Here is a 24,152-nt window from a genome sequence, read left to right on the forward strand (position 1 = left end):
GGAAAAAGGGATTGAAATGATTATCTGCGGCATCGAAATCAAAGGCAGCGAAGCGATTATCGCGTTGGCCTCCCTCGACGGTCTGGCGCTGAGCCATGTCGCCCTGGCCACCAAGAAAATCGCCTTGGAGGATGACGACGAGGCGGCAAACGTCAAAGTGTTTGCGGCTCAAGTGGCGTCGTTTGTGCGCGAACATTCCATCGATCGGATCGCGATCAAGAAACGCAGCAAGAAAGGCGAATTTGCCGGAGGGCCGACCACGTTCAAGATCGAAGGGGTTTTCCAGTTGCTGGAGAATTGCGAAGTGACGCTGCTGTCGCCGCAGACCATCAATGCGCAGAACAAGAAGTTCGATTTCGAGCTGCCGGGGACCTTGAACAAGTATCAGCATGAGGCGTACAAGGCGGCTTGTTCGGCGCTGATGAAGAAGTAAACGACACACATCTGTAGGAGCTGGCTTGCCAGCGAAGAGGCCATCACATTCAACATCAATGTTGACTGTTACGCCGCCTTCGCCGGCAAGCCGGCTCCTACAGGGGGGGGCGTTATGCTTTCTGGGTTTGTCGCCGGTCTTCCCGCGGGCACCGCGCAAACCGCGCCCGATAACTGCGGGTGAAATACGACGGCGACTCAAACCCGCACGCGATACTCACCTCCAGCACGCTCATGTCGGTCTGACGCAACAACTGCCGGGCCTTTTCCAGCCGCAAGCGCAGGTAGAAGTTGCTCGGCGTGTCGTTCAAATGCAGGCGAAACAACCGCTCCAGCTGCCGGCGCGTCACCTTGATCGATTCTGCCAGTTCCAGCGTGCTCAACGGCGGCTCACTGTGCTGCTCCATCTCCCCAATCACCTGCACCAGTTTCTTGTTCCTGATGCCATAACGCGTGGCGACTTCCATGCGCTGGTGGTCTTTGCGCGGGCGGATGCGGCCGAGCACGAATTGTTCGCTGACCTGGATCGCCAGTTCCGGGCCGTGGGCCTGACCGATGAGGTCGAGCATCAGGTCGATGGACGCGGTGCCGCCCGCTGAAGTGATACGCCGCCGGTCGATCTCGAACAGCTCCTGGGTAACGCTGAGCTGCGGGTAGGACTCCTTGAACGCGTCGATGGCTTCCCAGTGCAAGGTCAGGCGATGGCCGTCGAGCAGGCCGGCCTCGGCGAGGACGAAGCTGCCGGTGTCGATGGCGCCGAGTGTCACGCCTTCGTTGTCCAGGCGGCGCAACCAGTGCTCCAGGGCCGGGGTGGCGAATTTCAGCGGTTCGAAACCGGCGACCACCAATAGGGTTGCACCTTTTTTCAGCGGTTCCAGCGCGGCGTCGGCGTTGACCGACATGCCGTTGCTGGCCAATACCGCGCCACCGTCGGCGCTCAGCACATGCCAGCGATACAGCTCGCCGCGAAAGCGATTGGCGACCCGCAGCGGCTCGATGGCCGAGATGAAGCCGATGGCCGAGAAACCCGGCATCAACAAAAAGTAGAAATCCTGGGACATGGAGCGCACTCGACTGGCAGGTAACGAGAGGCGGAAGCGTGTCGACGTTGATACGCCAGTTGCACGCGGCATTCAAGAGCACAGGTCGCTGCAGTGCAAGAGCTGGTCGCCGTAGTGCGCTTCCACGGGGTCTATGCTGCGTAACTTGTCATCACCGGCGCACGAAGATGCCGGAACCCACAATAACGTCTGCCGAGGAACCCGACATGAAACGACTGATCAGCAGCTGTGTTCTTGCACTCAGCGGTACCGCCTTATTGAGCGCCGGTGTCATGGCGGCCGAACCTGCATCGTGCCAGAACGTGCGCATGGGCGTCGTGAACTGGACCGACGTGATCGCCACCAGCGCCATGACCCAGGTGCTGCTCGACGGCCTCGGCTACAACACCAAACAAACCAGCGCATCCCAGCAAATCATCTTCGCCGGGATCCGCGACCAGCGCCTGGACCTGTTCCTGGGCTACTGGAACCCGTTGATGACGCAGACCATCACGCCTTTCGTCCAGGCCAATCAAGTCAAGGTGCTGGAAGCGCCCAGCCTGAAAGATGCCCGCGCCACCCTCGCCGTTCCGACTTATCTCGCCGACAAGGGCCTGAAAACCTTTGCCGACATCGCCAAGTTCCAGAAAGAGCTGGGCGGCAAGATCTACGGCATCGAGCCTGGCTCGGGCGCCAACACCCAGATCAAGGCGATGATCGCCAAGAATCAGTTTGGCCTCGGCAAGTTCCAGCTGGTCGAGTCCAGTGAGGCCGGCATGCTCGCCGCGGTGGATCGCGCCGTGCGGCGCAAGGAAGCGGTGGTGTTCTTCGGTTGGGCGCCACACCCGATGAACGTCAACGTGCAGATGACTTACCTCACCGGCAGCGAAGACGCCCTGGGCCCGAACGAAGGCATGGCCACGGTCTGGACCGTCACCTCGCCGACATACGCCGAGCAGTGCCCGAACATTGGTCGTTTGCTGAGCAACCTGACCTACACCGCCGAAGACGAGAGCCGGATGATGCAGCCGTTGCTGGAGCACAAGGACGCCTTCGAGTCGGCCAAACAATGGTTGAAGGATCACCCGCAAGACAAACAACGCTGGCTCGAAGGCGTGACGACCTTCGATGGCAAACCGGCGGCTGACAACCTGAAATTGACCACCAAATAAACCCGATTGAACCACCGATTCGCAGCCCGACAGGGCTGCGGACGGAATCATCACGCCTGCAAGGAACCCCCCTCATGAACCACGACGTCATCATCACCTGCGCACTCACCGGTGCTGGCGACACGACCGCCAGAAGCCCACACGTGCCGGTCACCCCGAAACAAATCGCCGCGTCCGCCGTGGAAGCCGCCAAGGCCGGTGCCACCGTGGTTCACTGCCACGTTCGCGACCCGCAAACCGGCAAATTCAGCCGCGACGTGGCGCTGTACCGCGAAGTGATGGAGCGCATCCGCGAGGCGGACGTCGACATCATCGTCAACCTCACCGCCGGCATGGGCGGCGATCTGGAAATCGGCGCCGGCGAAAACCCGATGGAGTTCGGCCCCAATACCGACCTGGTCGGCCCGTTGACCCGTCTGGCCCACGTCGAAGCATTGCTGCCGGAAATCTGCACCCTCGATTGCGGCACCCTGAACTTCGGCGACGGCGACACCATCTACGTGTCCACCCCGGCCCAGCTGCGCGCTGGCGCCAAACGCATTCAAGAGCTGGGCGTGAAGGCAGAGCTGGAAATCTTCGACACCGGCCACCTGTGGTTCGCCAAGCAGATGATCAAGGAAGGCCTGCTGGATAATCCATTGTTTCAGCTGTGCCTGGGCATCCCGTGGGGCGCCCCGGCGGACACCACCACCATGAAAGCCATGGTCGACAACCTGCCGGCAGACGCCGTCTGGGCCGGGTTCGGCATCGGCCGCATGCAAATGCCGATGGCCGCACAAGCGGTGCTGCTGGGCGGCAACGTGCGGGTCGGCCTGGAGGACAACCTGTGGCTGGACAAAGGCGTACTGGCGACCAACGGCCAACTGGTCGAACGTGCCACGGAAATCCTCAGTCGCCTCGGTGCCCGGGTGCTGACGCCGGCTGAAGGCCGGGCAAAAATGGGCCTGACCCAGCGCGGCTAAACCCACACATAACCCCTGTAGGAGCTGGCTTGCCAGCGAAGAGGCCGGTACATCCGCCACATCTTCTGTGACAGAAACACCGCCTTCGCCGGCAAGCCGGCTCTACAGGGGATCACCAGATCTTTTCAGGATGTCGCCATGACCTTTATCACCGAAATCAAAACCTTCGCCGCCCTCGGCAGCGGTGTCATCGGCAGCGGCTGGGTCTCCCGCGCCCTCGCCCACGGCCTCGACGTGGTGGCCTGGGACCCGGCGCCCGGCGCCGAGGCGGCCCTGCGCAAACGCGTCGCCAATGCCTGGGGCGCGCTGGAAAAACAAGGCCTGGCCCCCGGCGCATCACAGGATCGCTTGCGCTTTGTCGCCACCATTGAAGAGTGCGTGCGCGACGCGGATTTCATTCAGGAAAGCGCGCCGGAACGTCTGGACCTGAAACTGGAACTGCACAGCAAAATCAGCGCGGCGGCCAAGCCAAATGCCCTGATCGGTTCCAGCACCTCCGGCCTGCTGCCGAGTGAATTCTACGAGAGCTCGACCCACCCGGAACGCTGCGTGGTCGGGCACCCGTTCAACCCGGTTTATCTGTTGCCGTTGGTGGAAGTGGTGGGTGGCAAAAACACTGCCCCTGAAGCCGTGCAGGCCGCCATGAAAGTTTACCAATCCTTGGGGATGCGCCCGCTGCATGTGCGCAAGGAAGTACCGGGCTTTATCGCCGACCGCCTGCTCGAAGCGCTGTGGCGTGAAGCCCTGCACCTGGTCAACGATGGCGTGGCGACCACCGGTGAAATCGACGATGCGATTCGTTTTGGCGCCGGTCTGCGCTGGTCGTTCATGGGTACGTTCCTGACTTATACCCTGGCCGGAGGCGACGCGGGCATGCGCCACTTCATGGCGCAGTTCGGGCCGGCATTGCAGTTGCCGTGGACTTATTTGCCGGCGCCGGAACTGACAGACAAGTTGATCGATGATGTGGTGGATGGCACCAGTGATCAGCTGGGCACGCACAGCATTTCGGCGTTGGAGCGCTATCGTGATGATTGCCTGCTGGCGGTGCTTGAGGCAGTGAAGACCACCAAAGAGAAGCATGGGATGGCGTTCGCCGAATAATTATCCAGCAGGACCGGCCCCTTCGCGGGCAAGCCCGCTCCCACAGGGATTTGCTGTGTGGCATAGATTGTATTCACACCTCAAATCAACTGTGGGAGCGGGCTTGCCCGCGAAAGCGGCAGTCCAGTCACCACACTTCTTGGATTACTCATCATGCCCACCCTCACCACCTACCAAACCGCAATCATCCCCGACTGGGTCGACTACAACGGCCACCTGCGCGACGCCTTCTACCTGCTGATCTTCAGCTACGCCACCGATGCCTTGATGGATCGTCTGGGCATGGACAGCAACAACCGCGAAGCCAGCGGCAACTCGCTGTTCACCCTCGAATTGCACCTCAACTATCTGCACGAAGTGAAGCTCGATGCCGAAGTCGAAGTGCACACGCAGATCATCGGCCACGACAGCAAACGCCTGCACCTCTACCACAGCCTGCACCTGGTGGGCGATGACAAGGAACTGGCGGGCAATGAGCAAATGCTGCTGCACGTCGACCTCGCCGGGCCGCGATCCGCGCCCTTCAGTGCAGAGACCTTGAGCAAACTGCAAGCCATCGTCGCCGAGCAGGCCGACTTGCCCGCCCCCGCCTGCGTTGGCCGCGTGATCGCACTGCCCCCGGCAAAATAACCACCCCCGAACAAGGAGATCGCCCTTGAACACTGCCGCCGCTTTTGCCGACTTCCGTACCTATCCGTTGATCAGCGCGCTGGCTGGCGTGCAGACCCTGGCGGATCGTGTCCTGGTGAAATGGGCCGACGACCGAGTCAGCCCCTTTCATCACCCATGGCTGCGGGACAACTGCCCGTGCCCGCTCTGCGTATACACGGTGACTCGCGAGCAGGTGCTGGAAATCGTCGATGTCGAAGAAGACCTGATGCCTGCAGAGACGAGCGTCGATGCTGAAGGTTGCCTTTGTGTCGCATGGCAGGACGGCCACCGCAGTCGCTTCGATCCGGGCTGGCTGCGCGCCCACGCCTATGACGATGAGTCCCGCTCCGAGCGCCGTGCGGGAAAACCGCAAGCCAGGCTTTGGAACAGCGATTTTCAGTTGCCGGTGTTCGACTACCAGGCATTGATGAACGACAACGACGCCTTGTTGCAGTGGCTGCTGGCGGTGCGCGACATCGGCCTGACCCAGGTCCGTGGCGTGCCCACCGAGCCCGGCTCGCTGAAACTGATCGCCCAGCGGATTTCCTTCATCCGCGAGAGCAATTTCGGCGTGCTGTTCAACGTGCAATCCAAGGCCGACGCCGACAGCAATGCCTACACCGCCTTCAACCTGCCGCTGCACAGCGACCTGCCGACCCGGGAGCTGCAACCGGGGCTGCAATTTCTGCATTGCCTGGTGAATGACGCCGATGGCGGCGAGAGTATTTTTGTCGACGGTTTTGCCATCGCCGAAGCGTTGCGCGAGGAAGACCCCGAAGCGTTCCAGGCCTTGTGTGAAATTCCCGTGGAGTTTCGCAACAAGGATCGTCATAGCGACTACCGCCGTCTCGCCCCGATCATCGCTTTGGATGCTGTTGGACAGGTGTCGGAGATCCGCATGGCGAACTTCCTGCGCGGCCCGTTCGATGCGTCGGTGGAACAGATGCCTAAGCTGTATCGCGCTTATCGGCGCTTTATTGCCATGACCCGCGAGCCTCGATTCCGGTTGATGCAAAGGCTCAATCCCGGGGAGCTGTGGTGTTTCGACAACCGCCGTACCCTCCATGCGCGCAATGCTTTCGACCCGGCCACTGGCGCTCGGCATTTCCAGGGTTGCTATGTTGACCGGGATGAATTGTTGTCGCGGATCCTCGTGTTGCAACGCTAGACCGCGTCATCGTTCTTCGCGGGCAAGCCACGCTCCCACAGGGGATTTGTGAACGACGCAGATCCAATGTGGCAGCGGGCTTGCTCGCGAAGGCGTCAGCCCAGACGCTACCTGCCTCCCCGATTCACAGGCAAAAAAAACCCCGATCAAGCCGTGACAGGATCGAGGCAGAGGTGGGTACTGTTGAGGAGCCGTTGCGCGAGGGTGACCAAACCTTCGTGAAGCCAGCTGAGCCCAGTGTGCCCTCTGCGCTCTTTGGAAAGTTAGCCGAAAACGACATGTTCATAGCCAATGCGGTCATTGCGACAAATTGCCCTTGCCGCCACCTCGAGCCCCAACCAGAATCGAGCCAAGACCACGTTCCCTGAAGAAGGATTTGCGTCATGATGCACGCTGATTTGATTGACCAGGAAGACCTGTTGGGCCACCTAAAGTCGTTGGGTTTTCAAGTACCGAGCGGCTCCACCGCCGAGCAGGCTTGCGAGTGTGCGGTGCGAGGCTTGAACGATGAACGGGCGATAGTGCTGCGGACCATGGTCAAGCAGATGTACACCAGCAGCGCGACCATCCTGCCGGCCGTGCGCCAGGCAATCGACAAGCAATTGCTGCCGGCATTGGCGGAGTATCAGCAAAGCCGTAGCGCCTGACAGAACGCCTTCGCGAGCAAGCCCGCTCCCACATTGACCGAGTTCTCTTAGGGGAATGCGGTCAACTGTGGGAGCGGGCTTGCTCGCGAATGCAGGCGCCTCGGTTTAGAGCCTTACGCTGGCGAAAGTCGACTCGTTACGCGCCTGACTCAACGCCGACAGCGGCCCGGACAACGGCGACAGCACCAGTGCCTGCGGCAGCGGCATCATCGCCACTTGCTGCGTGGTGTTGGAACCGACGCGTTCGTCACGCGGCGGAATACCGAAGTATTCGCGATAGCACTTGGAGAAGTGCGGCGTAGACACAAAGCCGCACACCGACGCCACTTCGATGATCGACATCGGCGTTTGCTTGAGCAACTGCCGAGCGCGGATCAGGCGCAGTTTCAGGTAGTAACGCGACGGCGAGCAGTGCAGATACTTCTGGAACAGCCGCTCCAGCTGACGACGCGACACGGCGACATACACCGCCAGTTCATCGAGGTCGATCGGCTCCTCCAGGTTGGCCTCCATCAGCGCGACGATTTCCTGCAGCTTCGGCTGGTTGGTGCCGAGCATGTGCTTGAGCGGCACACGCTGATGATCCTGCTCGTTGCGGATGCGCTCGTAGACAAACATTTCCGAGATCGCGGCCGACAGTTCACGCCCGTGATCGCGGCTGATCAGGTGCAGCATCATGTCCAGCGGTGCGGTGCCGCCGGAACTGGTGAAACGGTTACGGTCGAGGGTGAACAGACGAGTACTCATGGCCACACGCGGGAAGGCTTCCTGCATCGAGGCCAGGCATTCCCAGTGCACGCTGCAGTCGAAGCCGTCCAGCAGACCGGCGCACGCCAGGGCCCAGCTGCCGGTGCACACCGCGCCGAGACGGCGCGACTGACGCGCCTGGCTTTGCAGCCACGACACGTGTTCGCGGGTAACAGTGCGTTGAATGCCGATGCCGCCGCAGACAATGATGGTGTCCAGGGCGGGCGCTTTGTGCATGGAGCAATCGGGGGTGATCTGCAGACCATCACTGGCCCAGACCTGACCGCCGTCGACGGTGATCGTGGTCCAGCGATACAGCTCGCGACCGGACAATTGGTTGGCCATGCGCAGCGGTTCCACTGCGGAGGCCAGAGAAATAAGCGTGAAATTGTCCAGCAGCAGAAAGCCGATGGATTGAGGCGCACGGTTCTGGGGTTGAGCCCCGGAGTTGAACGTCGTCATCGCAGAATCTCCTCACACAAAGCGGGTGATGGCCTCAGGCGGAGGCTCTTGTTATTGCCATCGTTCTCGCGTGGGAGACGGGCTTTGTAATGACAGAGCAATTGCCATGCCTAAAATTGAATGCGCGTTCAATAACTCCTGAAAACGACGTCGCGATGTGTCTGTATAAGCCGCGCTGCGAGTGGGGGCTATAAGTGCCATTATTGGCGGCAGGCGCTCTGCCCCGTCAGGCGTGAGCAAATCGGTAGCACTTGTGGGAACAGGGCTACAGCGACCTGATGAAGAGTGTCACCACAAGCACAGGTGACAGGCGGTAATGGCCAACCTGGATCCGTGATCCAGGTGAAGGCGCTTATCTGTAAGCGACGCGCCAAAACGTGGCGCGTTTTCATTTCGGTGTTCACTTTGCGCGCAGTTTTGACTGGTCCGACGCTATCTGTAGGAGCCGGCTCGCTGGCGAACCGGACGGCGCGGTGTATCAGATACACCGCCTTCACCTGTAATTGGATGGACCGCCCAAGCCGAGGCGGCGGCACATTCAATATCAATGGCAACTGACACACCGCCTTCGCTGGCAAGCCAGCTCCTACAGGGGGTCGCGGCGTGTCAGCACTCGACGGCGCTAACCGCCAACCCACCCCGCGATGTCTCTTTATATTTGTCATGCATATCAGCCCCGGTATCCCGCATGGTACGGATCACCCGGTCCAGCGAGATAAAGTGCTGACCGTCGCCCCGCAGCGCCATCTGCGCCGCGTTGATCGCCTTCACCGCCGCAATCGCATTGCGCTCGATGCACGGCACCTGCACCAGCCCGCCCACCGGGTCGCAAGTCAGCCCGAGGTTGTGCTCCAGGCCGATTTCCGCCGCGTTGCACAGTTGCTCCGGGGTGGCACCGAGGATCTCGGCCAGTCCAGCCGCCGCCATGGCGCAAGCCGATCCGACCTCGCCCTGGCAGCCGACTTCCGCACCGGAAATCGAAGCGTTCTTTTTGCACAGAATCCCCACCGCCGCCGCACTGAGGAAATAGTCGACCACGTTGGCGTCAGTCACCGCTTCGCTGAACTTCATAAAGTAATGCAGGACCGCCGGAATGATCCCCGCCGCGCCATTGGTCGGTGCCGTGACCATGCGCCCGCCCGCGGCGTTTTCTTCATTGACCGCCAGGGCGAACAGGTTGACCCATTCCATGGCGCTCAGCGTCGAGCCAATCACGTTCGGCTTGTTCAACTCCTGCAGGCTACGGTGCAGCCTGGCGGCGCGTCGACGTACATTCAGGCCGCCGGGCAGGATGCCTTCGTGCTTGAGCCCCTGTTCGACACAATCTTGCATCGCGCGCCAGAGCGTCATCAGGCCGGCGCGGATTTCTTCTTCGCTGCGCCAGACCTTCTCGTTGGCCATCATCAATTCGGCCACACGCAGGTTGTGTTGCTTGCAGAGACTGAGCAGCTCGACGGCGCTGGAGAAATCGTACGGCAACACCGTGCGATCCAGGTCTACCACACCGCTGCTGGCTTGTGCCTCATCGACGACAAAGCCGCCACCGATGGAGTAGTAGGTGTCGCGATGCAGCTCACCGTCATCGCCCTCGGCAACCAGGGTCATGGCGTTGGGGTGGAATGGCAGGTTTTCGTCGATCAGGCGCATGTCCCGGGCCCAGATGAACGACACCGGCAAACGCCCATCAAGCAACAGCGTGTCGGTTTCGCGCAGGGTGGCGATGCGCAGGCCGATCTGCGACGGATCGATCGCATCCGGCCACTCGCCCATCAGCCCCATGATCACCGCGTTATCGCTGCCGTGACCGATGCCGGTGGCCGACAGCGACCCATACAGCTGAACCTCGACGCGCCGCACTTGCTCCACAAGCCCCTGCTCACGCAAACCTTGCACGAACAACGCCGCGGCACGCATGGGCCCCACGGTGTGCGAACTGGAAGGGCCAATACCGATTTTGAACAGGTCGAAAACGCTGATAGCCATTGCTGCCGAACTCCTGGATGTGCCAACTCCAGACGCAAAAGCGCCTGGTGACGGAGCTGCTACGCTCAAGCTGCAATCCGCCGGTATGGCTGCATCATCAGGCTTTTGCCGGGTCATTCGACGTCTGACACCGACGTACTCTTGTCCACAAACGCCGCGTGCGTTTTACGCTGTGTTTTCGCCGTTTTTTTGCAGTTCAGAACAGCAAACAGGGCTGAAAAAAGCTGTAAGCGACGTCACCGACACTGGATGCGACCCTCCCTGTACTGGTTACGACGCACCCTGTAGGCGTCAGATTTTCACTGGTACATGATCGTATCGACTCGATTGCAAGGCGCCGTGGTAGAGATGTCTCCAAAACGCCATCCAACCGCAACCTATAAGTGCGGTGGTCCAGTCGGAACACTGCCAAAAAAAACACCAAGGAGTCCATTCATGAAAGGTTCCCCGCCGTTGTTGTTGGCCGCCATGCTGAGTCTGCCGATTCTGGCGCAAGCCGCCGAACCGGCTCAGTGCAAAACCGTAAACTTCTCCGATGTCGGCTGGACCGACATTACCGTGACCACCGCCACCACCAGCGTCGTGCTCGATGCCCTGGGCTACAAGACCAAGACCACGATGATTTCCGTGCCGGTGACCTACAAATCCCTGGCCGATGGCAAGAACATGGACGTCTTCCTGGGTAACTGGATGCCGACCATGGAAAACGACATCAAGGCTTACCGCGATGCCGGCACTGTGGACACCCTGCGCGCCAACCTCGAAAACGCAAAATACACACTCGCCGTCCCCGAAGAGTTGTATAACAAGGGTCTGAAAGATTTCGCCGACATCGCCAAGTTCAAGAAAGAACTCGACGGCAAGATCTACGGCATCGAACCGGGCAACGACGGCAACCGCCTGATTCAGAGCATGATCGACAAGAACGCCTTCGGCTTGAAAGACGCCGGCTTCAAGGTGGTCGAATCCAGCGAGGCAGGCATGCTCTCGCAAGTCGATCGCGCCCAGCGCCGCAACACCGCCGTGGTGTTCCTGGGCTGGGAACCGCACCCGATGAACACGCGTTTCAAGATGAAGTACCTGACCGGCGGCGACGACTTTTTCGGCCCGAACTTCGGTCAGGCGACCATCTTCACCAACACCCGCAAGGGTTACGCCCAGGAATGCAGCAACGTGGGTCAGTTGCTGAAAAACCTGGTGTTCACCCTCGACATGGAAAGCACGCTGATGGGCAACGTCCTGGACGACAAAATGAAGCCTGACGCGGCCGCCAAGGCCTGGCTGAAAAAGAATCCACAGGTGCTCGATACCTGGCTCGCTGGCGTGACCACCATTGACGGTAAACCAGGCCTGGAGGCCGTGAAAACCAAGCTCGCGCAGCCTTGAATCAGGAAGCATCGCTTACGCCGGGCGAGCCAGCTCGCCCGGGCTGTTTATTCCTTGCATGCGGACGTTCACTACCATGCTGATTGATCAGAAAATACCTTTAGGCCAGTACATCGCAGGCTTCGTTGAATGGTTGACGCAAAACGGCGCCAGCACTTTCGATGCCATCGCCGTGTCACTGGAAACGATGATCCACGGCGTGACTTTCGCGCTGACCTGGTTCAACCCGCTGGCATTGATCGGCCTCATCGCGCTACTGGCACACTTTATTCAACGCAAGTGGGGCCTGACCGTTTTTGTCATCGCCTCTTTCCTGCTGATCCTCAACCTGGGGTACTGGCAGGAAACCATGGAAACCCTTGCCCAGGTGCTCTTCGCGACCCTGGTCTGCGTGGTGATCGGCGTGCCGCTGGGCATCGTCGCCGCGCACAAACCGATGTTCTATACACTGATGCGGCCGGTACTCGATCTGATGCAGACCGTGCCGACCTTCGTCTACCTCATTCCTACCCTGACCCTCTTCGGTCTGGGTGTGGTCCCGGGCCTGATCTCCACGGTGGTGTTCGCGATTGCCGCGCCCATCCGCCTGACTTACCTGGGTATTCGCGATGTCCCGGAAGAATTGATGGACGCTGGCAAGGCCTTTGGCTGCTCGCGACGTCAGCTGCTCTCGCGAATCGAACTGCCCCACGCCATGCCAAGCATCGCGGCCGGTATCACCCAGTGCATCATGCTGTCGTTGTCGATGGTGGTGATCGCGGCACTGGTGGGCGCCGATGGCCTGGGCAAACCCGTGGTCAACGCACTGAACACTGCTGATATCGCCCTGGGCTTCGAAGCCGGCCTGGCGATCGTACTGCTGGCGATCATGCTCGACCGTATCTGCAAACAACCCGAAGCCAAAGTAGGGGGTGACGCATGAGCATTATTCGCTTCGAAGAGGTCGACGTAATCTTCACCAAGGATCCACGCGAGGCACTCAAGCTGCTGGATCAAGGCATGACCCGTAACGAGATCCTGAAAAAGACCGGGCAGATTGTTGGCGTCGAAAAGGCCAGCCTGGATGTCGAAAAAGGTGAAATCTGCGTACTGATGGGCCTGTCCGGCTCCGGCAAGTCCAGCTTGCTGCGTTGCATCAACGGCCTCAACACCGTCAGCCGCGGCAAGTTGTTCGTCGAGCACGAAGGCAAGCAGATCGACATCGCTTCCTGCACCCCGGCGGAACTGAAAATGATGCGCACCAAGCGCATTGCGATGGTGTTCCAGAAGTTCGCCCTGATGCCTTGGCTGACCGTTCGCGAGAACATCAGCTTCGGTCTGGAAATGCAGGGTCGTCCGGAGAAAGAGCGGAAAAAACTGGTCGATGAAAAACTTGAGCTGGTGGGCCTGACCCAATGGCGCAACAAGAAACCCAACGAGCTGTCCGGCGGTATGCAACAACGCGTGGGCCTGGCCCGTGCGCTGGCGATGGACGCCGACATTCTGCTGATGGACGAACCGTTTTCGGCCCTCGACCCGCTGATCCGCCAAGGCCTGCAAGACGAACTGCTGGAGCTGCAAAGCAAGCTGAACAAAACCATCGTATTCGTGAGTCACGACCTCGATGAAGCCCTGAAGCTCGGTAGCCGTATCGCAATCATGAAAGACGGCCGGATCGTCCAGTACAGCAAGCCGGAAGAGATCGTGTTGAACCCGGCGGACGACTACGTGCGGACCTTCGTCGCCCACACCAACCCGCTGAACGTGCTGTGCGGGCGCAGCCTGATGCGCACCCTGGACAACTGCAAACGCATCAACGGTTCGGTGTGCCTCGATCCGGGCGGCGATTCGTGGCTGGACCTGGCCGAAGGCAACACCATTAAAGGCGCACGCCAGAACGGTGCCAGCCTGGACCTGCAGAACTGGATTCCAGGGCAAGCGGTTGAAGGGTTGGGGCGTCGGCCGACATTGGTGGACTCCAACATCGGCATGCGCGATGCGCTGCAGATTCGTTACCAGACCGGCAACAAGCTGGTGCTGCACGATAACAACAAGGTGGTGGGGATCCTGGGCGACAGCGAGCTGTACCACGCACTGCTCGGCAAGAACCTGGGGTAAGGGCCACACACCCAAAAACGCCGCGAAAGGATCGCGGCGTTTTTGTTTTAGCGCCATCTTGAAAGCGACGACTTGTCGTCGGACTTATTTTTTGTTGATTGAACGTTCAATCAAAACAAAATAGACTGGTCGTCAATTCGAGACCTTTTATGTCCGCCGGTAACGCCTAAGGAGTTGTGCAAGATGCCCAAGGTCGGTATGCAACCCATCCGCCGTCAGCAGTTGATCGAAGCCACGCTGCAGGCGGTGGACCAGGTCGGAATGGGGGACGCCAGCATTGCGCTGATCGCCCGTTTGGCCGGTGTCTCGAATGGCATCATCAGTCACTACTTTAAGGACAAGAACGGCCTGATCGCCGCCACGGCGCAGTACCTGATGAGTGTCCTCAGCGTGAACGTCACCGCGCGCCGTCAGGCGCTGGAGGACAGCAGCCCGCGGGCCCACCTCCAGGTAATTATCGAAGGCAACTTCGACGCCAGCCAGGTCAATGGCCCGGCAATGAAAACCTGGCTGGCCTTCTGGGCCACCAGCATGCACCACCCGTCACTGCACAGGTTGCAGCGGATCAACGATCACCGCCTGTATTCCAACCTGTGCTGCCAGTTCCGCCGTGTATTGCCGCTCGATGATGCGCGCAGTGCAGCTCGAGGCCTGGCAGCCCTCATTGACGGTTTGTGGTTGCGCGGCGCCCTGTCGGGAGATGCATTCGACACCGAGCAGGCGCACCGCATCGCTTACGAATACATGGATTTCCAATTGGCCAAACAGGTGAGCTAGCGCACACATAACCGCTCAGCCCCTGAACCGCCACTGACCAGCGCCGCCAACGTCATACGGCACGCCCCAGTGGTTAACGCCAACCAAACTTATGCACTTGCGAGGACTATATGGCCCGTTTCGAACTGCAAAAACTCTACATCGATGGCGGCTACAGTGACGCCAGCAGCGACGCCACCTTCGAAGCCATCAACCCGGCTAACGGTGAAGTCCTCGCAACCGTACAACGTGCGACCAAGGACGACGTCGAGCGCGCGGTGGTCAGCGCCGAAAAGGGCCAGAAAATCTGGGCCGCGATGACCGCCATGGAGCGTTCGCGCATCCTGCGTCGCGCCGTGGACATCCTGCGCGAGCGCAACGATGAACTGGCTGCCCTGGAAACCCTGGACACCGGCAAGTCGTTCTCCGAAACCAAGTACGTCGACATCGTCACCGGCGCCGACGTGCTGGAGTACTACGCAGGCCTGGTGCCGGCCATCGAAGGCGAGCAGATCCCGCTGCGCACCACGTCTTTCGTCTACACCCGTCGCGAGCCGCTGGGCGTCGTGGCCGGTATCGGCGCATGGAACTACCCGATCCAGATCGCCCTGTGGAAGTCCGCGCCAGCCCTGGCGGCCGGTAACGCGATGATCTTCAAGCCAAGCGAAGTCACGTCCCTGACCACGCTGAAACTGGCGGAGATCTACACCGAAGCTGGCGTTCCGGCGGGCGTGTTCAACGTCCTGACCGGCAGCGGCCGTGAAGTCGGCACCTGGCTGACCGAGCATCCGCGCATCGAAAAAATCTCCTTCACCGGCGGCACCGACACCGGCAAGAAGGTCATGGCCAGCGCTTCCGGCTCGTCCTTGAAAGACGTGACCATGGAACTGGGCGGCAAATCCCCGCTGATCATCTTCGACGACGCCGACCTCGATCGCGCCGCCGACACCGCGATGATGGCCAACTTCTACAGCTCCGGCCAGGTCTGCACCAACGGCACTCGCGTGTTCGTGCCAAGCCACCTGAAAGCCGCGTTCGAAGCCAAGATCGTTGAGCGCGTCGCGCGCATCCGCATCGGCAACCCGGAAGACGAGAACACCAACTTCGGCCCGCTGGTCAGCTTTGCCCATATGGAAAGCGTGTTGGGTTACATCGCCAAGGGCAAGGAAGAAGGCGCTCGCCTGCTGTGCGGCGGCACTCGCCTGACCGAAGGCGAATTCGCCAAGGGCGCGTTCGTCGCCCCGACCGTGTTCAGCGACTGCACCGACGAGATGACTATCGTGCGCGAAGAAATCTTCGGCCCGGTGATGAGCATCCTGACGTACGAGACCGAAGATGAAGTGATCCGTCGTGCCAACGACACCGACTTCGGCCTGGCGGCTGGCGTCATCACCAAGGACCTGAACCGCGCTCACCGCGTGATTCATCAACTGGAAGCCGGTATCTGCTGGATCAACGCCTGGGGCGAGTCCGACGCGAAGATGCCGGTCGGCGGCTACAAGCAGTCGGGCGTGGGCCGTGAGAACGGCATCAGTTCGCTGAACAACTTCACACGCATCAAATCGGTACAGGTCGAACTGGGCGATTACGCCTCGGTGTTCTGACCCCGGGTTTTGTATTGCCCGTGAGGCCGCTTTCGCTGGCAAGCCAGCTCCTACAGGTTTGGCGTCGTTCGCCAAATCATCGGCTACCCCGATCCTGTAGGAGCCGGCTTGCCGGCGATCGAGTGCGAAGCACTCGCCATGGCCCGACCTGACCAACTTCAAAGAGGGTGCATTCAATGTCCCAAGAATTCGACTACATCATCATCGGTGCCGGCTCGGCCGGTAACACCCTGGCGGCCCGTCTGACGGAAGACGAAGGCGTCACCGTCCTGCTGCTCGAAGCCGGCGGCCCGGACTACCGTCTCGATTTCCGCACGCAAATGCCGGCCGCCCTGGCGTTCCCGCTGCAAGGCCGTCGCTACAACTGGGCCTACGAAACCGACCCGGAACCACACATGGACGGTCGCCGGATGGAATGCGGTCGCGGCAAGGGCCTCGGTGGCTCTTCGCTGATCAACGGCATGTGCTATATCCGCGGCAACGCCATGGACTACGACAACTGGGCCAAGCTTCCAGGTCTTGAAGACTGGGACTACCTCAACTGCCTGCCGTACTTCAGAAAAGCGGAAACCCGCGACATCGGCCCGAACGACTACCACGGTGGCGACGGTCCGGTCAGCGTGACCACGCCCAAAGCCGGCAACAACCCGCTGTTCCATGCGATGGTCGAAGCAGGCGTGCAGGCCGGTTACCCCGCTACCTCCGACCTGAACGGATACCAGCAGGAAGGCTTCGGCCCGATGGACCGTACCGTGACGCCGAACGGCCGTCGCGCCAGCACCGCCCGCGGTTACCTGGACATCGCCAAGAAGCGCTCGACCCTGACCATCGTCACCCACGCCCTGACCGACAAGATCCTGTTCGAAGGCAAGCGTGCGGTCGGCGTGCGTTACTTGATCGGCGCCGCTGAAGAGCGCATTGAAGCCCGTGCCCGCAAGGAAGTGCTGCTGTGCTCCGGCGCGATCGCGTCGCCGCAAATCCTGCAACGTTCCGGCGTTGGCCCCGCCGAGCTGCTGAAAAAACTCGACATCCCGGTGGTCCACGACCTGCCGGGCGTCGGTGAAAACCTGCAGGATCACCTCGAGCTGTACCTGCAATACGCGTGCACCCAACCGGTGTCGCTGTACCCGTCGCTGCTCTGGTACAACCAGCCGGCCATCGGTGCCGAGTGGCTGTTCAACGGCACCGGCATCGGCGCCAGCAACCAGTTCGAAGCCGGCGGTTTCATCCGCTCCCGCCCGGAATTCGATTGGCCGAATATTCAGTACCACTTCCTGCCGGTCGCGATTAACTACAACGGCAGCAACGGAGTGAAAGAGCACGGTTTCCAGGCGCACATGGGTTCCATGCGCTCGCCGAGCCGCGGTCGCATCCAGGCCAAGTCCAAGGATCCACGCGAGTACCCGAGCATCCTCTTCAATTACATGGCCACCGAGCAGGACTGGCAGGAATTCCGTGATGGCATCCGCCTGACCCGGGAAATCATGCAACAGCCGGCACTGGACGCCTTCCGTGGCCGCGAAATCAGCCCCGGCATCGAGGTGCAAACCGATGAGCAGCTCGACAAGTTCATCCGCGAACACGCCGAAACCGCGTTCCACCCGTCCTGCTCGTGCAAGATGGGCACCGACGAGATGGCCGTGGTCGATGGCGAAGGTCGTGTGCATGGCATGCAGGGCCTGCGTGTGGTCGATGCCTCGATCATGCCGATCATCACCACCGGCAACCTGAATGCGCCGACGATCATGATCGCCGAGAAAATCGCCGACAAGATCCGGGGCCGCCAGCCATTGCCGCGCAGCAAGGCTGATTACTATGTCGCCGGTGATGCACCGGTGCGTGGCAAGCCGGTGCGGGATGTGAGCCTGACTGCTCAGTAAGTCATAACACCGAGGCGCGCCCTTCGCGGGCAAGCCTCGCTCCTACAGGAGAACGCGATCCTTGTAGGAGCGAGGCTTGCCCGCGAAGACGCCAGACCAAGCACCATACCTCCCGAAGTAATCCTTTCCTACACCGCCCCGCCCTTGATATCGCTCCCCGCCCAGGCCTAATCTAGCCCCACGCAATCGTTTCACCCCCCCCTCGCAACACCGATGCTCCATACCAAGGAGGTCCACGAATGTTCGATTTCCACCCCCAGCTCAAGCAGCGCTTTGCTGCCTTGCGCACGGGCGCTGAATTCTTTTCGCTGCGCTATGTGCGCGAGTCCGGCCAGTACCTGTCAGTGCGCAAGAACGTTGCCGAGCCGCCGAGCCTGAGCCGTGACGAAGGCGCGATGCTGACCGTTCGGGTCAACGGTGTGGAGACCTATGCCGCGACCAACGACCTGTCCCAATCCGGTCTGCAAGCCGCGCTGGACAACGCCGAGCAACAAGCCCGCCGACTCAAGCCCCACGCCCTGCTCGACCTGCGCGAGCAAGCCGTTTCCAGTGACCGCGCCGATTACTTCTCGCCGAACCTCGACCAGCCCTTCCCGTCCCTTAGCGATTGCTACCAGCTGCTCGGCGCCGAATCCGCGGCCGTGCCCAAGGACGAGCGACTGGTGAACTGGCAGGTGAGCATCGGCATTACTGACGTCGAGCAGATCTACCTCAACAGCGCCGGCGCCGAACTGCGTCAGGCACAGCGTTTCGTCTATCCGAGCCTGGAAGTCACTGCCTACGACGGCAGCGACAGCCAGACCCGCACCCTCGGCCGCGAGAACTTCGGCCAACAGGGTGGGTTTGATGTGATCAGCCGCTGCGGCCTGGTGGGTGCCGGCCCGAAAATCGCCGACCAGGCGCTGCAATTGTTGCTGGCGCCGAACACCCCGCAAGGCCCGCGCGACCTGTTGTTGATGCCGGATCAGATGATGCTGCAGATCCACGAGTCGATCGGTCACCCCCTGGAACTGGACCGCATCCTCGGCGACGAGCGCAATTACGCCGGCACCAGTTTCGTCAAGGCACAAGACTTCGGCAGCCTGCAATATGGCTCCGAACTGCTGAACGTGACCTTCGATCCGGACATCCCTGAACAGCTCGCCAGCTACGGTCATGACGACGACGGTACCGCCGCCAGCAAGCAATTCCTGATTAAAGAAGGTTTGCTGCTACGGCCACTGGGCGGCGCACTGTCGCAATTCCGTGCCGGCATGAACGGCGTCGCCAACAGCCGCGCCTGCGGCTGGAACCGTCCGCCGATCGACCGCATGGCCAACCTGAACATCGAGCCTGGGGATCAACCGCTGGCGCAACTGATCGGCGGGATCGAGAACGGCATCCTGATGAGCACCAACCGCTCCTGGTCCATCGACGATGCGCGCAACAAGTTCCAGTTCGGTTGTGAGTGGGGCCAGTTGATCGAAAACGGCGAACTCAAGGGCGTGGTGAAAAACCCCAACTACCGGGCGATTTCCGCGCAATTCTGGAAAAGCCTCAGCGCCGTCGGCGACGCCAGCACCGTCAAGGTCCTCGGCACTCCGAACTGCGGCAAGGGTGAACCGAATCAGGTGATCCGCGTCGGTCATGCGTCGCCGGCCTGCGTGTTCAGCAAAGTTGATGTGTTTGGGGGAGACGCCTGATGAGTACGTCCAACAATCAGGCCGAAGCGTTCAAGGCCTTGGTCCACTGGTTGCGCGATGCGGTGCGCGAGCCGGAACAATTCACCCTCAGCTACGCCGCCGAGTCGTCGGCCTTCGTGCGATTCAACCACGCGAAGGTGCGCCAGGCCGGCCAGGTGCTGCAAGCAAGCATCGGCTTCAAGCTGATCGACGATGGGCGCCATGCCGACCTGAACATTACCCTCTCCGGTGATGCGCAGGTCGATGTTCAGCGCCTGGCCGAAGGGTTGCAGCAGCTGCGCGATACCTTGCCGCTGCTGCCGCAGGACCCGTACCTGCTGCTCAACTATACCGGCTGGCAGAGCACCAATGTGCAGGACCACCCGCTGCCGGACACCGCGCAAGTGGTCGCGCAAATCACCCAGGCAGCCGAAGGGTTGGACCTCGTGGGCTTCTACGCCGCCGGCCCGATCAGTCGGGGTTTTGCCAGTTCTTCGGGCGCGTTTGGCTGGCATCAGGCCAACAGCTTCAACTTCGATTTCAGCCTGTTCCATGACAATGGCCAGGCCGTCAAAGCCAGCTACGCCGGGCACGACTGGGACAAAGAAGGGTTCGCCAGACGTTTTGCGCAAGCGCGCGAGCAGCTGGCGTTCCTGGGCAGGCCGCAACGCACCCTGGCGCCGGGTCAGTACCGCGCCTACCTGGCGCCGGCAGCCATGGGTGAAATCATGGATATGCTGGGTTGGGGCGGTTTCTCGGCGCAGTCGATTGCCAGCAAGAACAGTCCGTTGCAAAAGCTTTACGCGGGGGACAGTTCGTTCAGTGCGCTGGTGTCGCTCGAGGAAAAGGTCAGCGGTTCGTTGAGCCCGGCGTTCTCCGGCGAAGGCTATCCGCGCAGCGATCTTGAGTTGATCGTCAAGGGCAAGGCCGGCGCGCAGATGGTCAGCTCCCGCAGCGCTGCCGAATATGGCCTGACGGCCAATGGCGCCAGCGGCGGTGAAATGCCGAACGCGTTGAACATGGCGGCCGGAGAGTTGCCTGATGCAGAGATTCTCAAGCAGCTTGGCACCGGGTTGTACATCAGCAACCTCTGGTACCTGAACTACTCGGACCAGCCGGCGGCACGCCTGACCGGCATGACGCGGTTTGCGACCTTCTGGGTCGAGAACGGCGAGATACAGGCGCCGGTGAGCACCATGCGCTTTGATGACAGTGCTTACAGTCTGCTCGGTTCGCAGCTGGAAGCGTTGACCGAAGAGCGCGAATTGTTGCTGTCGGCCAGTACCTACAGTCAGCGGGACACGGCCTCGGCGTTGTTGCCGGGTGCGCTGATCAGCCGTCTGACGCTAACCCTGTAACCCCGCAAAACCCTTGTAGGAGCTGGCTTGCCAGCGAAGGGGCCGGCACATTCAACATCATTGTTGCCTGATAGCCCGCCTTCGCTGGCAAGCCAGCTCCTACAGGGAGTCGGTGTAACGCAGACACTCCCTGACAAGAGGCCCCATGCCCAACCGCCAACCTCTCGATGCTGTCACTGCCCGCTGGCTGCCCTGGGTTGTTGCCATCGCCTTCTTCATGCAGTCCCTCGACGGGACCATCCTCAATACCGCCCTGCCCGCCATGGCCCGGGACCTGGCGGAGAATCCGCTGCGCATGCAAGGCGTGATCATCGCCTACATGCTCACCGTTGCCTTGTTGATCCCGGCCTCGGGCTGGATCGCCGACCGCTTCGGTACCAAGAAAATCTTCTTTGGCGCGATCCTGCTGTTCAGCATCGGCTCCTTGCTCTGCGCCCTGTCGAACACCTTGAGCATGCTGATCGGCGCCCGGGTGATCCAGGGCCTGGGCGGTGCGCTGATGCTGCCGGTCGGGCGGCTGGTGGTGCTGCGCGCGTACCCGCGCTCGGAGCTGGTGCGGATCATGGGCTTTATCACCATTCCCGGTCTGCTCGGCCCCTTGCTAGGCCCGACCATGGGCGGCTGGATGGTGGAATACCTGACCTGGCACTGGATCTTCCTGATCAATCTGCCGGTGGGCGCCATCGGTTGCTACGCCGTGTGGAAGTTCATCCCTGATCTGCGCGGCACCGAGCGCACCCGTTTCGACAGCCTGGGCTTTTTGCTGTTTGGCGCGGCGATGGTGCTGATCACCATTGCCATGGAAGGACTCGGCGAACTGCACCTGCCGCACCTGCGTGTGATGTTGCTGCTGTTCGGCGGCATGGCGTGCCTGGCCGCGTACTGGCTGCGGGCCGGGCACATCGAGAATCCGCTGTTCGCGCCCTCGCTGTTCAAGACCCGGACGTTTGCCGTGGGCATTCTCGGCAACCTGTTCGCCCGTCTGGGCAGCGGCGCGCTGCCGTTCCTCGTGCCATTGCTGCTGCAAGTGGCGCTGGGTTATTCGCCCTCCCAGGCCGGGATGAGCATGTTGCCGCTGGCTGCCGCGGCGATGGTCGCCAAGTCGGTGGCGCGGCCACTGATTGAGCGCCTGGGCTATCGCATCGTGCTGACCGGCAACACCCTGGCCCTGGGCATGATGCTGGCGAGCATGGGCCTGGTCAGCGAGCAGACACCCTATTGGCTGTTGCTGGGGATGCTGGCGATTCTCGGTGCCATCAACTCGCTGCAGTTCACCGCGATGAATACCGTGACCCTGATCGACCTCGACGACGCCAGCGCCAGCAGCGGTAACAGCTTGCTGTCGGTGGTCGCGCAATTGTCCCTGAGCCTGGGTGTTGCCTGCGCCGGTGCCTTGCTCGGTGGGTTCACTGCGGAGGTCGGAAACGACGGTGTAGACACGGTGCTCGGGGCGTTCCAGCTGACCTTCGTGACGGTAGGAATCATGGCGATGCTGGCCGCGACTATCTTCTCCCAGCTCTCAAAGGAAGACGGACGGCGCGTCAAGCGTCCGGAAGAACACATCGAGCCTTAGGGTGAACGGCCCCGGGACTGATACACTGCGCGACATTTTGTTTTGCAGGCCAGTCCCGTGACCACCATCGCCACCGCTTTTAATACTTTGCCGCTGTCCGCCGCCATGCTGGCTAACCTCGACTCCCTCGGTTATGCCCAGATGACGCCGATCCAGGCGCAAAGCTTGCCGGTGATCCTCAAGGGGATGGACCTGATCGCGCAAGCCAAGACCGGCAGCGGCAAGACCGCCGCCTTCGGCATCGGCCTGCTGAACCCGATCAATCCGCGCTTCTTCGGTTGCCAGGCACTGGTGATCTGTCCGACCCGTGAGCTGGCCGACCAGGTCGCCAAGGAAATCCGTCGCCTGGCCCGCGCTGAAGACAACATCAAGGTCCTGACCCTGTGCGGTGGCGTGTCGTTCGGTCCGCAGATCGGCTCCCTGGAGCACGGCGCGCACATCATCGTCGGTACCCCGGGCCGTCTGCAGCAGCATTTGCGTAAAGGTTCGCTGGTGCTGCATGGCCTGAACACCCTGATCCTCGACGAAGCCGACCGCATGCTCGACATGGGTTTCTACGATTCCATCGAAGAAATCATCGCCCAGACCCCGGAACGCCGCCAGACACTGCTGTTCTCCGCCACGTACCCGACGGGTATCAAGCAGTTGGCGGCGAAATTCATGCGCACTCCTCAGATAGTGAAGGCCGAGGCGTTCCACGACGATACCCAGATCGAGCAGCGCTTCTACGAGATTTCCCCGGAAGAGCGCATGAGCGCCGTGACCAAAGTCCTCGGCCACTTCCGCCCGGCATCTACCGTGGCCTTTTGCTTCACCAAGCAGCAGGTGCAGGAAACCGTTGATCACCTGACCTCCAAAGGCATCTCTGCCGTCGGCCTGCACGGCGATCTGGAACAGCGCGATCGTGACCAGGTGCTGGCCATGTTCGCCAACCGCAGTACCTCGGTACTGGTCGCCACCGACGTCGCCGCACGCGGCCTGGACATCGATGCGCTGGACATGGTGATCAACGTCGAACTGGCCCGTGACTCGGAAATCCACATCCACCGTGTTGGCCGTACCGGCCGCGCCGGTGAGAAAGGCATCGCGATCAGCCTGGTCGCGCCGTCCGAAGCGCACCGCGCCCAAGCCATCGAGCAACTGCAGAAGTCACCGTTGAGCTGGGATCAGCTGGACAACCTCACCTCCCAGGGCGGCGCACCGCTGCTGCCGGTGATGAGCACGCTGTGCATCGGCGCGGGCCGTAAAGACAAGGTGCGTCCGGGTGACATTCTGGGTGCGCTGACGGGCGATGCCGGGATCCCGGGTGCCCAGGTGGGCAAGATTGCGATCTTCGATTTCCAGGCATTTGTAGCCGTGGAGCGCGGGATCGCCAAGCAGGCCCTGCAGCGCCTGAACGACGGTAAAATCAAAGGCCGTTCGCTGCGCGTGCGTATCCTGTAAGAACACCGCCACCCACTTGTAGGAGC

20 protein-coding genes are annotated in these 24,152 nt (G+C 61.2%); 17 read left to right on the forward strand and 3 right to left on the reverse strand.

Going from position 1 to position 24,152, the window contains the following annotated elements; genetic code table 11:
* Positions 1-16 precede the first annotated feature (16 nt).
* Positions 17-433, forward strand: coding sequence for a DUF3010 family protein (locus BZ163_RS30725; protein WP_128874056.1), 417 nt, complete (start codon positions 17-19; stop codon positions 431-433).
* Between the two features lie 112 nt (positions 434-545).
* Here BZ163_RS30725 and BZ163_RS30730 read toward each other — a convergent pair whose 3' ends face one another.
* Positions 546-1,493 carry a GlxA family transcriptional regulator gene (locus tag BZ163_RS30730; RefSeq protein ID WP_128874057.1) on the reverse strand — a complete coding sequence of 316 codons (948 nt, stop codon included), beginning with the start codon at positions 1,491-1,493 and terminating at the stop codon, positions 546-548.
* 206 nt (positions 1,494-1,699) lie between these two features.
* Here BZ163_RS30730 and choX point away from each other — a divergent pair, with 206 nt between their 5' ends.
* From choX to BZ163_RS30765, 6 genes are all read left to right on the forward strand, one after another.
* Positions 1,700-2,644 carry a choline ABC transporter substrate-binding protein gene (choX, locus tag BZ163_RS30735; protein ID WP_128874058.1) on the forward strand — a complete coding sequence of 315 codons (945 nt, stop codon included), beginning with the start codon at positions 1,700-1,702 and terminating at the stop codon, positions 2,642-2,644.
* A 74-nt stretch (positions 2,645-2,718) separates the two neighbouring features.
* Positions 2,719-3,606: a 3-keto-5-aminohexanoate cleavage protein gene (locus BZ163_RS30740; protein WP_128874059.1), complete on the forward strand. Its 888-nt coding sequence runs from the start codon at positions 2,719-2,721 to the stop codon at positions 3,604-3,606.
* 138 nt (positions 3,607-3,744) lie between these two features.
* Entirely contained in the window at positions 3,745-4,710 is a 966-nt protein-coding gene (locus BZ163_RS30745) for an L-carnitine dehydrogenase (protein WP_128874060.1), read from the forward strand.
* A 153-nt stretch (positions 4,711-4,863) separates the two neighbouring features.
* The gene (locus BZ163_RS30750) at positions 4,864-5,340 is read left to right on the forward strand and encodes a thioesterase family protein (RefSeq protein ID WP_128874061.1); all 477 of its coding nucleotides are present in this window, start codon (positions 4,864-4,866) and stop codon (positions 5,338-5,340) included.
* A gap of 25 nt (positions 5,341-5,365) precedes the next feature.
* Positions 5,366-6,529, forward strand: a complete 1,164-nt coding sequence (locus BZ163_RS30755; protein WP_128874062.1) for a gamma-butyrobetaine dioxygenase — start codon at positions 5,366-5,368, stop codon at positions 6,527-6,529.
* Between the two features lie 383 nt (positions 6,530-6,912).
* On the forward strand, positions 6,913-7,176 hold the full coding sequence (locus BZ163_RS30765) for a hypothetical protein (RefSeq protein ID WP_128874064.1): 264 nt from the start codon (positions 6,913-6,915) through the stop codon (positions 7,174-7,176).
* A gap of 105 nt (positions 7,177-7,281) precedes the next feature.
* Here the strand turns inward: BZ163_RS30765 and BZ163_RS30770 are convergent, their stop codons facing one another.
* Both BZ163_RS30770 and BZ163_RS30775 read right to left on the reverse strand, forming a co-directional pair.
* Positions 7,282-8,385, reverse strand: a complete 1,104-nt coding sequence (locus tag BZ163_RS30770; RefSeq protein WP_046029844.1) for a GlxA family transcriptional regulator — start codon at positions 8,383-8,385, stop codon at positions 7,282-7,284.
* 606 nt (positions 8,386-8,991) lie between these two features.
* Positions 8,992-10,368, reverse strand: a complete 1,377-nt coding sequence (locus BZ163_RS30775) for an L-serine ammonia-lyase (protein WP_128874065.1) — start codon at positions 10,366-10,368, stop codon at positions 8,992-8,994.
* Between the two features lie 435 nt (positions 10,369-10,803).
* Here BZ163_RS30775 and BZ163_RS30780 point away from each other — a divergent pair, with 435 nt between their 5' ends.
* The 10 genes from BZ163_RS30780 (at position 10,804) to dbpA (ending at position 24,126) form a co-directional block, all read left to right on the forward strand.
* Positions 10,804-11,754, forward strand: a complete 951-nt coding sequence (locus BZ163_RS30780) for a choline ABC transporter substrate-binding protein (RefSeq protein WP_128874066.1) — start codon at positions 10,804-10,806, stop codon at positions 11,752-11,754.
* A 76-nt stretch (positions 11,755-11,830) separates the two neighbouring features.
* The gene (gene choW, locus BZ163_RS30785) at positions 11,831-12,676 is read left to right on the forward strand and encodes a choline ABC transporter permease subunit (RefSeq protein ID WP_008151932.1); all 846 of its coding nucleotides are present in this window, start codon (positions 11,831-11,833) and stop codon (positions 12,674-12,676) included.
* Entirely contained in the window at positions 12,673-13,851 is a 1,179-nt protein-coding gene (gene choV / locus BZ163_RS30790; protein WP_128874067.1) for a choline ABC transporter ATP-binding protein, read from the forward strand. Before choW ends, choV begins: the two co-directional genes overlap by 4 nt.
* Positions 13,852-14,034: 183 nt before the next feature.
* Positions 14,035-14,628: a transcriptional regulator BetI gene (gene betI, locus BZ163_RS30795; RefSeq protein WP_128874068.1), complete on the forward strand. Its 594-nt coding sequence runs from the start codon at positions 14,035-14,037 to the stop codon at positions 14,626-14,628.
* A 110-nt stretch (positions 14,629-14,738) separates the two neighbouring features.
* Complete coding sequence (betB, locus tag BZ163_RS30800; RefSeq protein ID WP_128874069.1) at positions 14,739-16,211, forward strand: betaine-aldehyde dehydrogenase; 1,473 nt, start codon at positions 14,739-14,741, stop codon at positions 16,209-16,211.
* Positions 16,212-16,387: 176 nt separating this feature from the next.
* Entirely contained in the window at positions 16,388-18,091 is a 1,704-nt protein-coding gene (betA, locus tag BZ163_RS30805) for a choline dehydrogenase (RefSeq protein WP_128874070.1), read from the forward strand.
* Between the two features lie 239 nt (positions 18,092-18,330).
* On the forward strand, positions 18,331-19,773 hold the full coding sequence (locus BZ163_RS30810) for a TldD/PmbA family protein (RefSeq protein WP_128874071.1): 1,443 nt from the start codon (positions 18,331-18,333) through the stop codon (positions 19,771-19,773).
* A complete protein-coding gene (locus BZ163_RS30815) occupies positions 19,773-21,110 on the forward strand; it encodes a TldD/PmbA family protein (RefSeq protein ID WP_128874072.1) in 1,338 nt (445 codons plus the stop codon). The genes BZ163_RS30810 and BZ163_RS30815 overlap by 1 nt, the downstream gene beginning before the upstream one ends.
* Before the next feature lie 145 nt (positions 21,111-21,255).
* The gene (mdtD, locus tag BZ163_RS30820; RefSeq protein ID WP_128874073.1) at positions 21,256-22,683 is read left to right on the forward strand and encodes a multidrug transporter subunit MdtD; all 1,428 of its coding nucleotides are present in this window, start codon (positions 21,256-21,258) and stop codon (positions 22,681-22,683) included.
* 105 nt (positions 22,684-22,788) lie between these two features.
* On the forward strand, positions 22,789-24,126 hold the full coding sequence (gene dbpA, locus BZ163_RS30825; protein ID WP_228761663.1) for an ATP-dependent RNA helicase DbpA: 1,338 nt from the start codon (positions 22,789-22,791) through the stop codon (positions 24,124-24,126).
* Positions 24,127-24,152: the final 26 nt, after the last annotated feature.

This window comes from Pseudomonas sp. VI4.1 (genome assembly GCF_002029345.1).
Lineage (GTDB): Bacteria > Pseudomonadota > Gammaproteobacteria > Pseudomonadales > Pseudomonadaceae > Aquipseudomonas.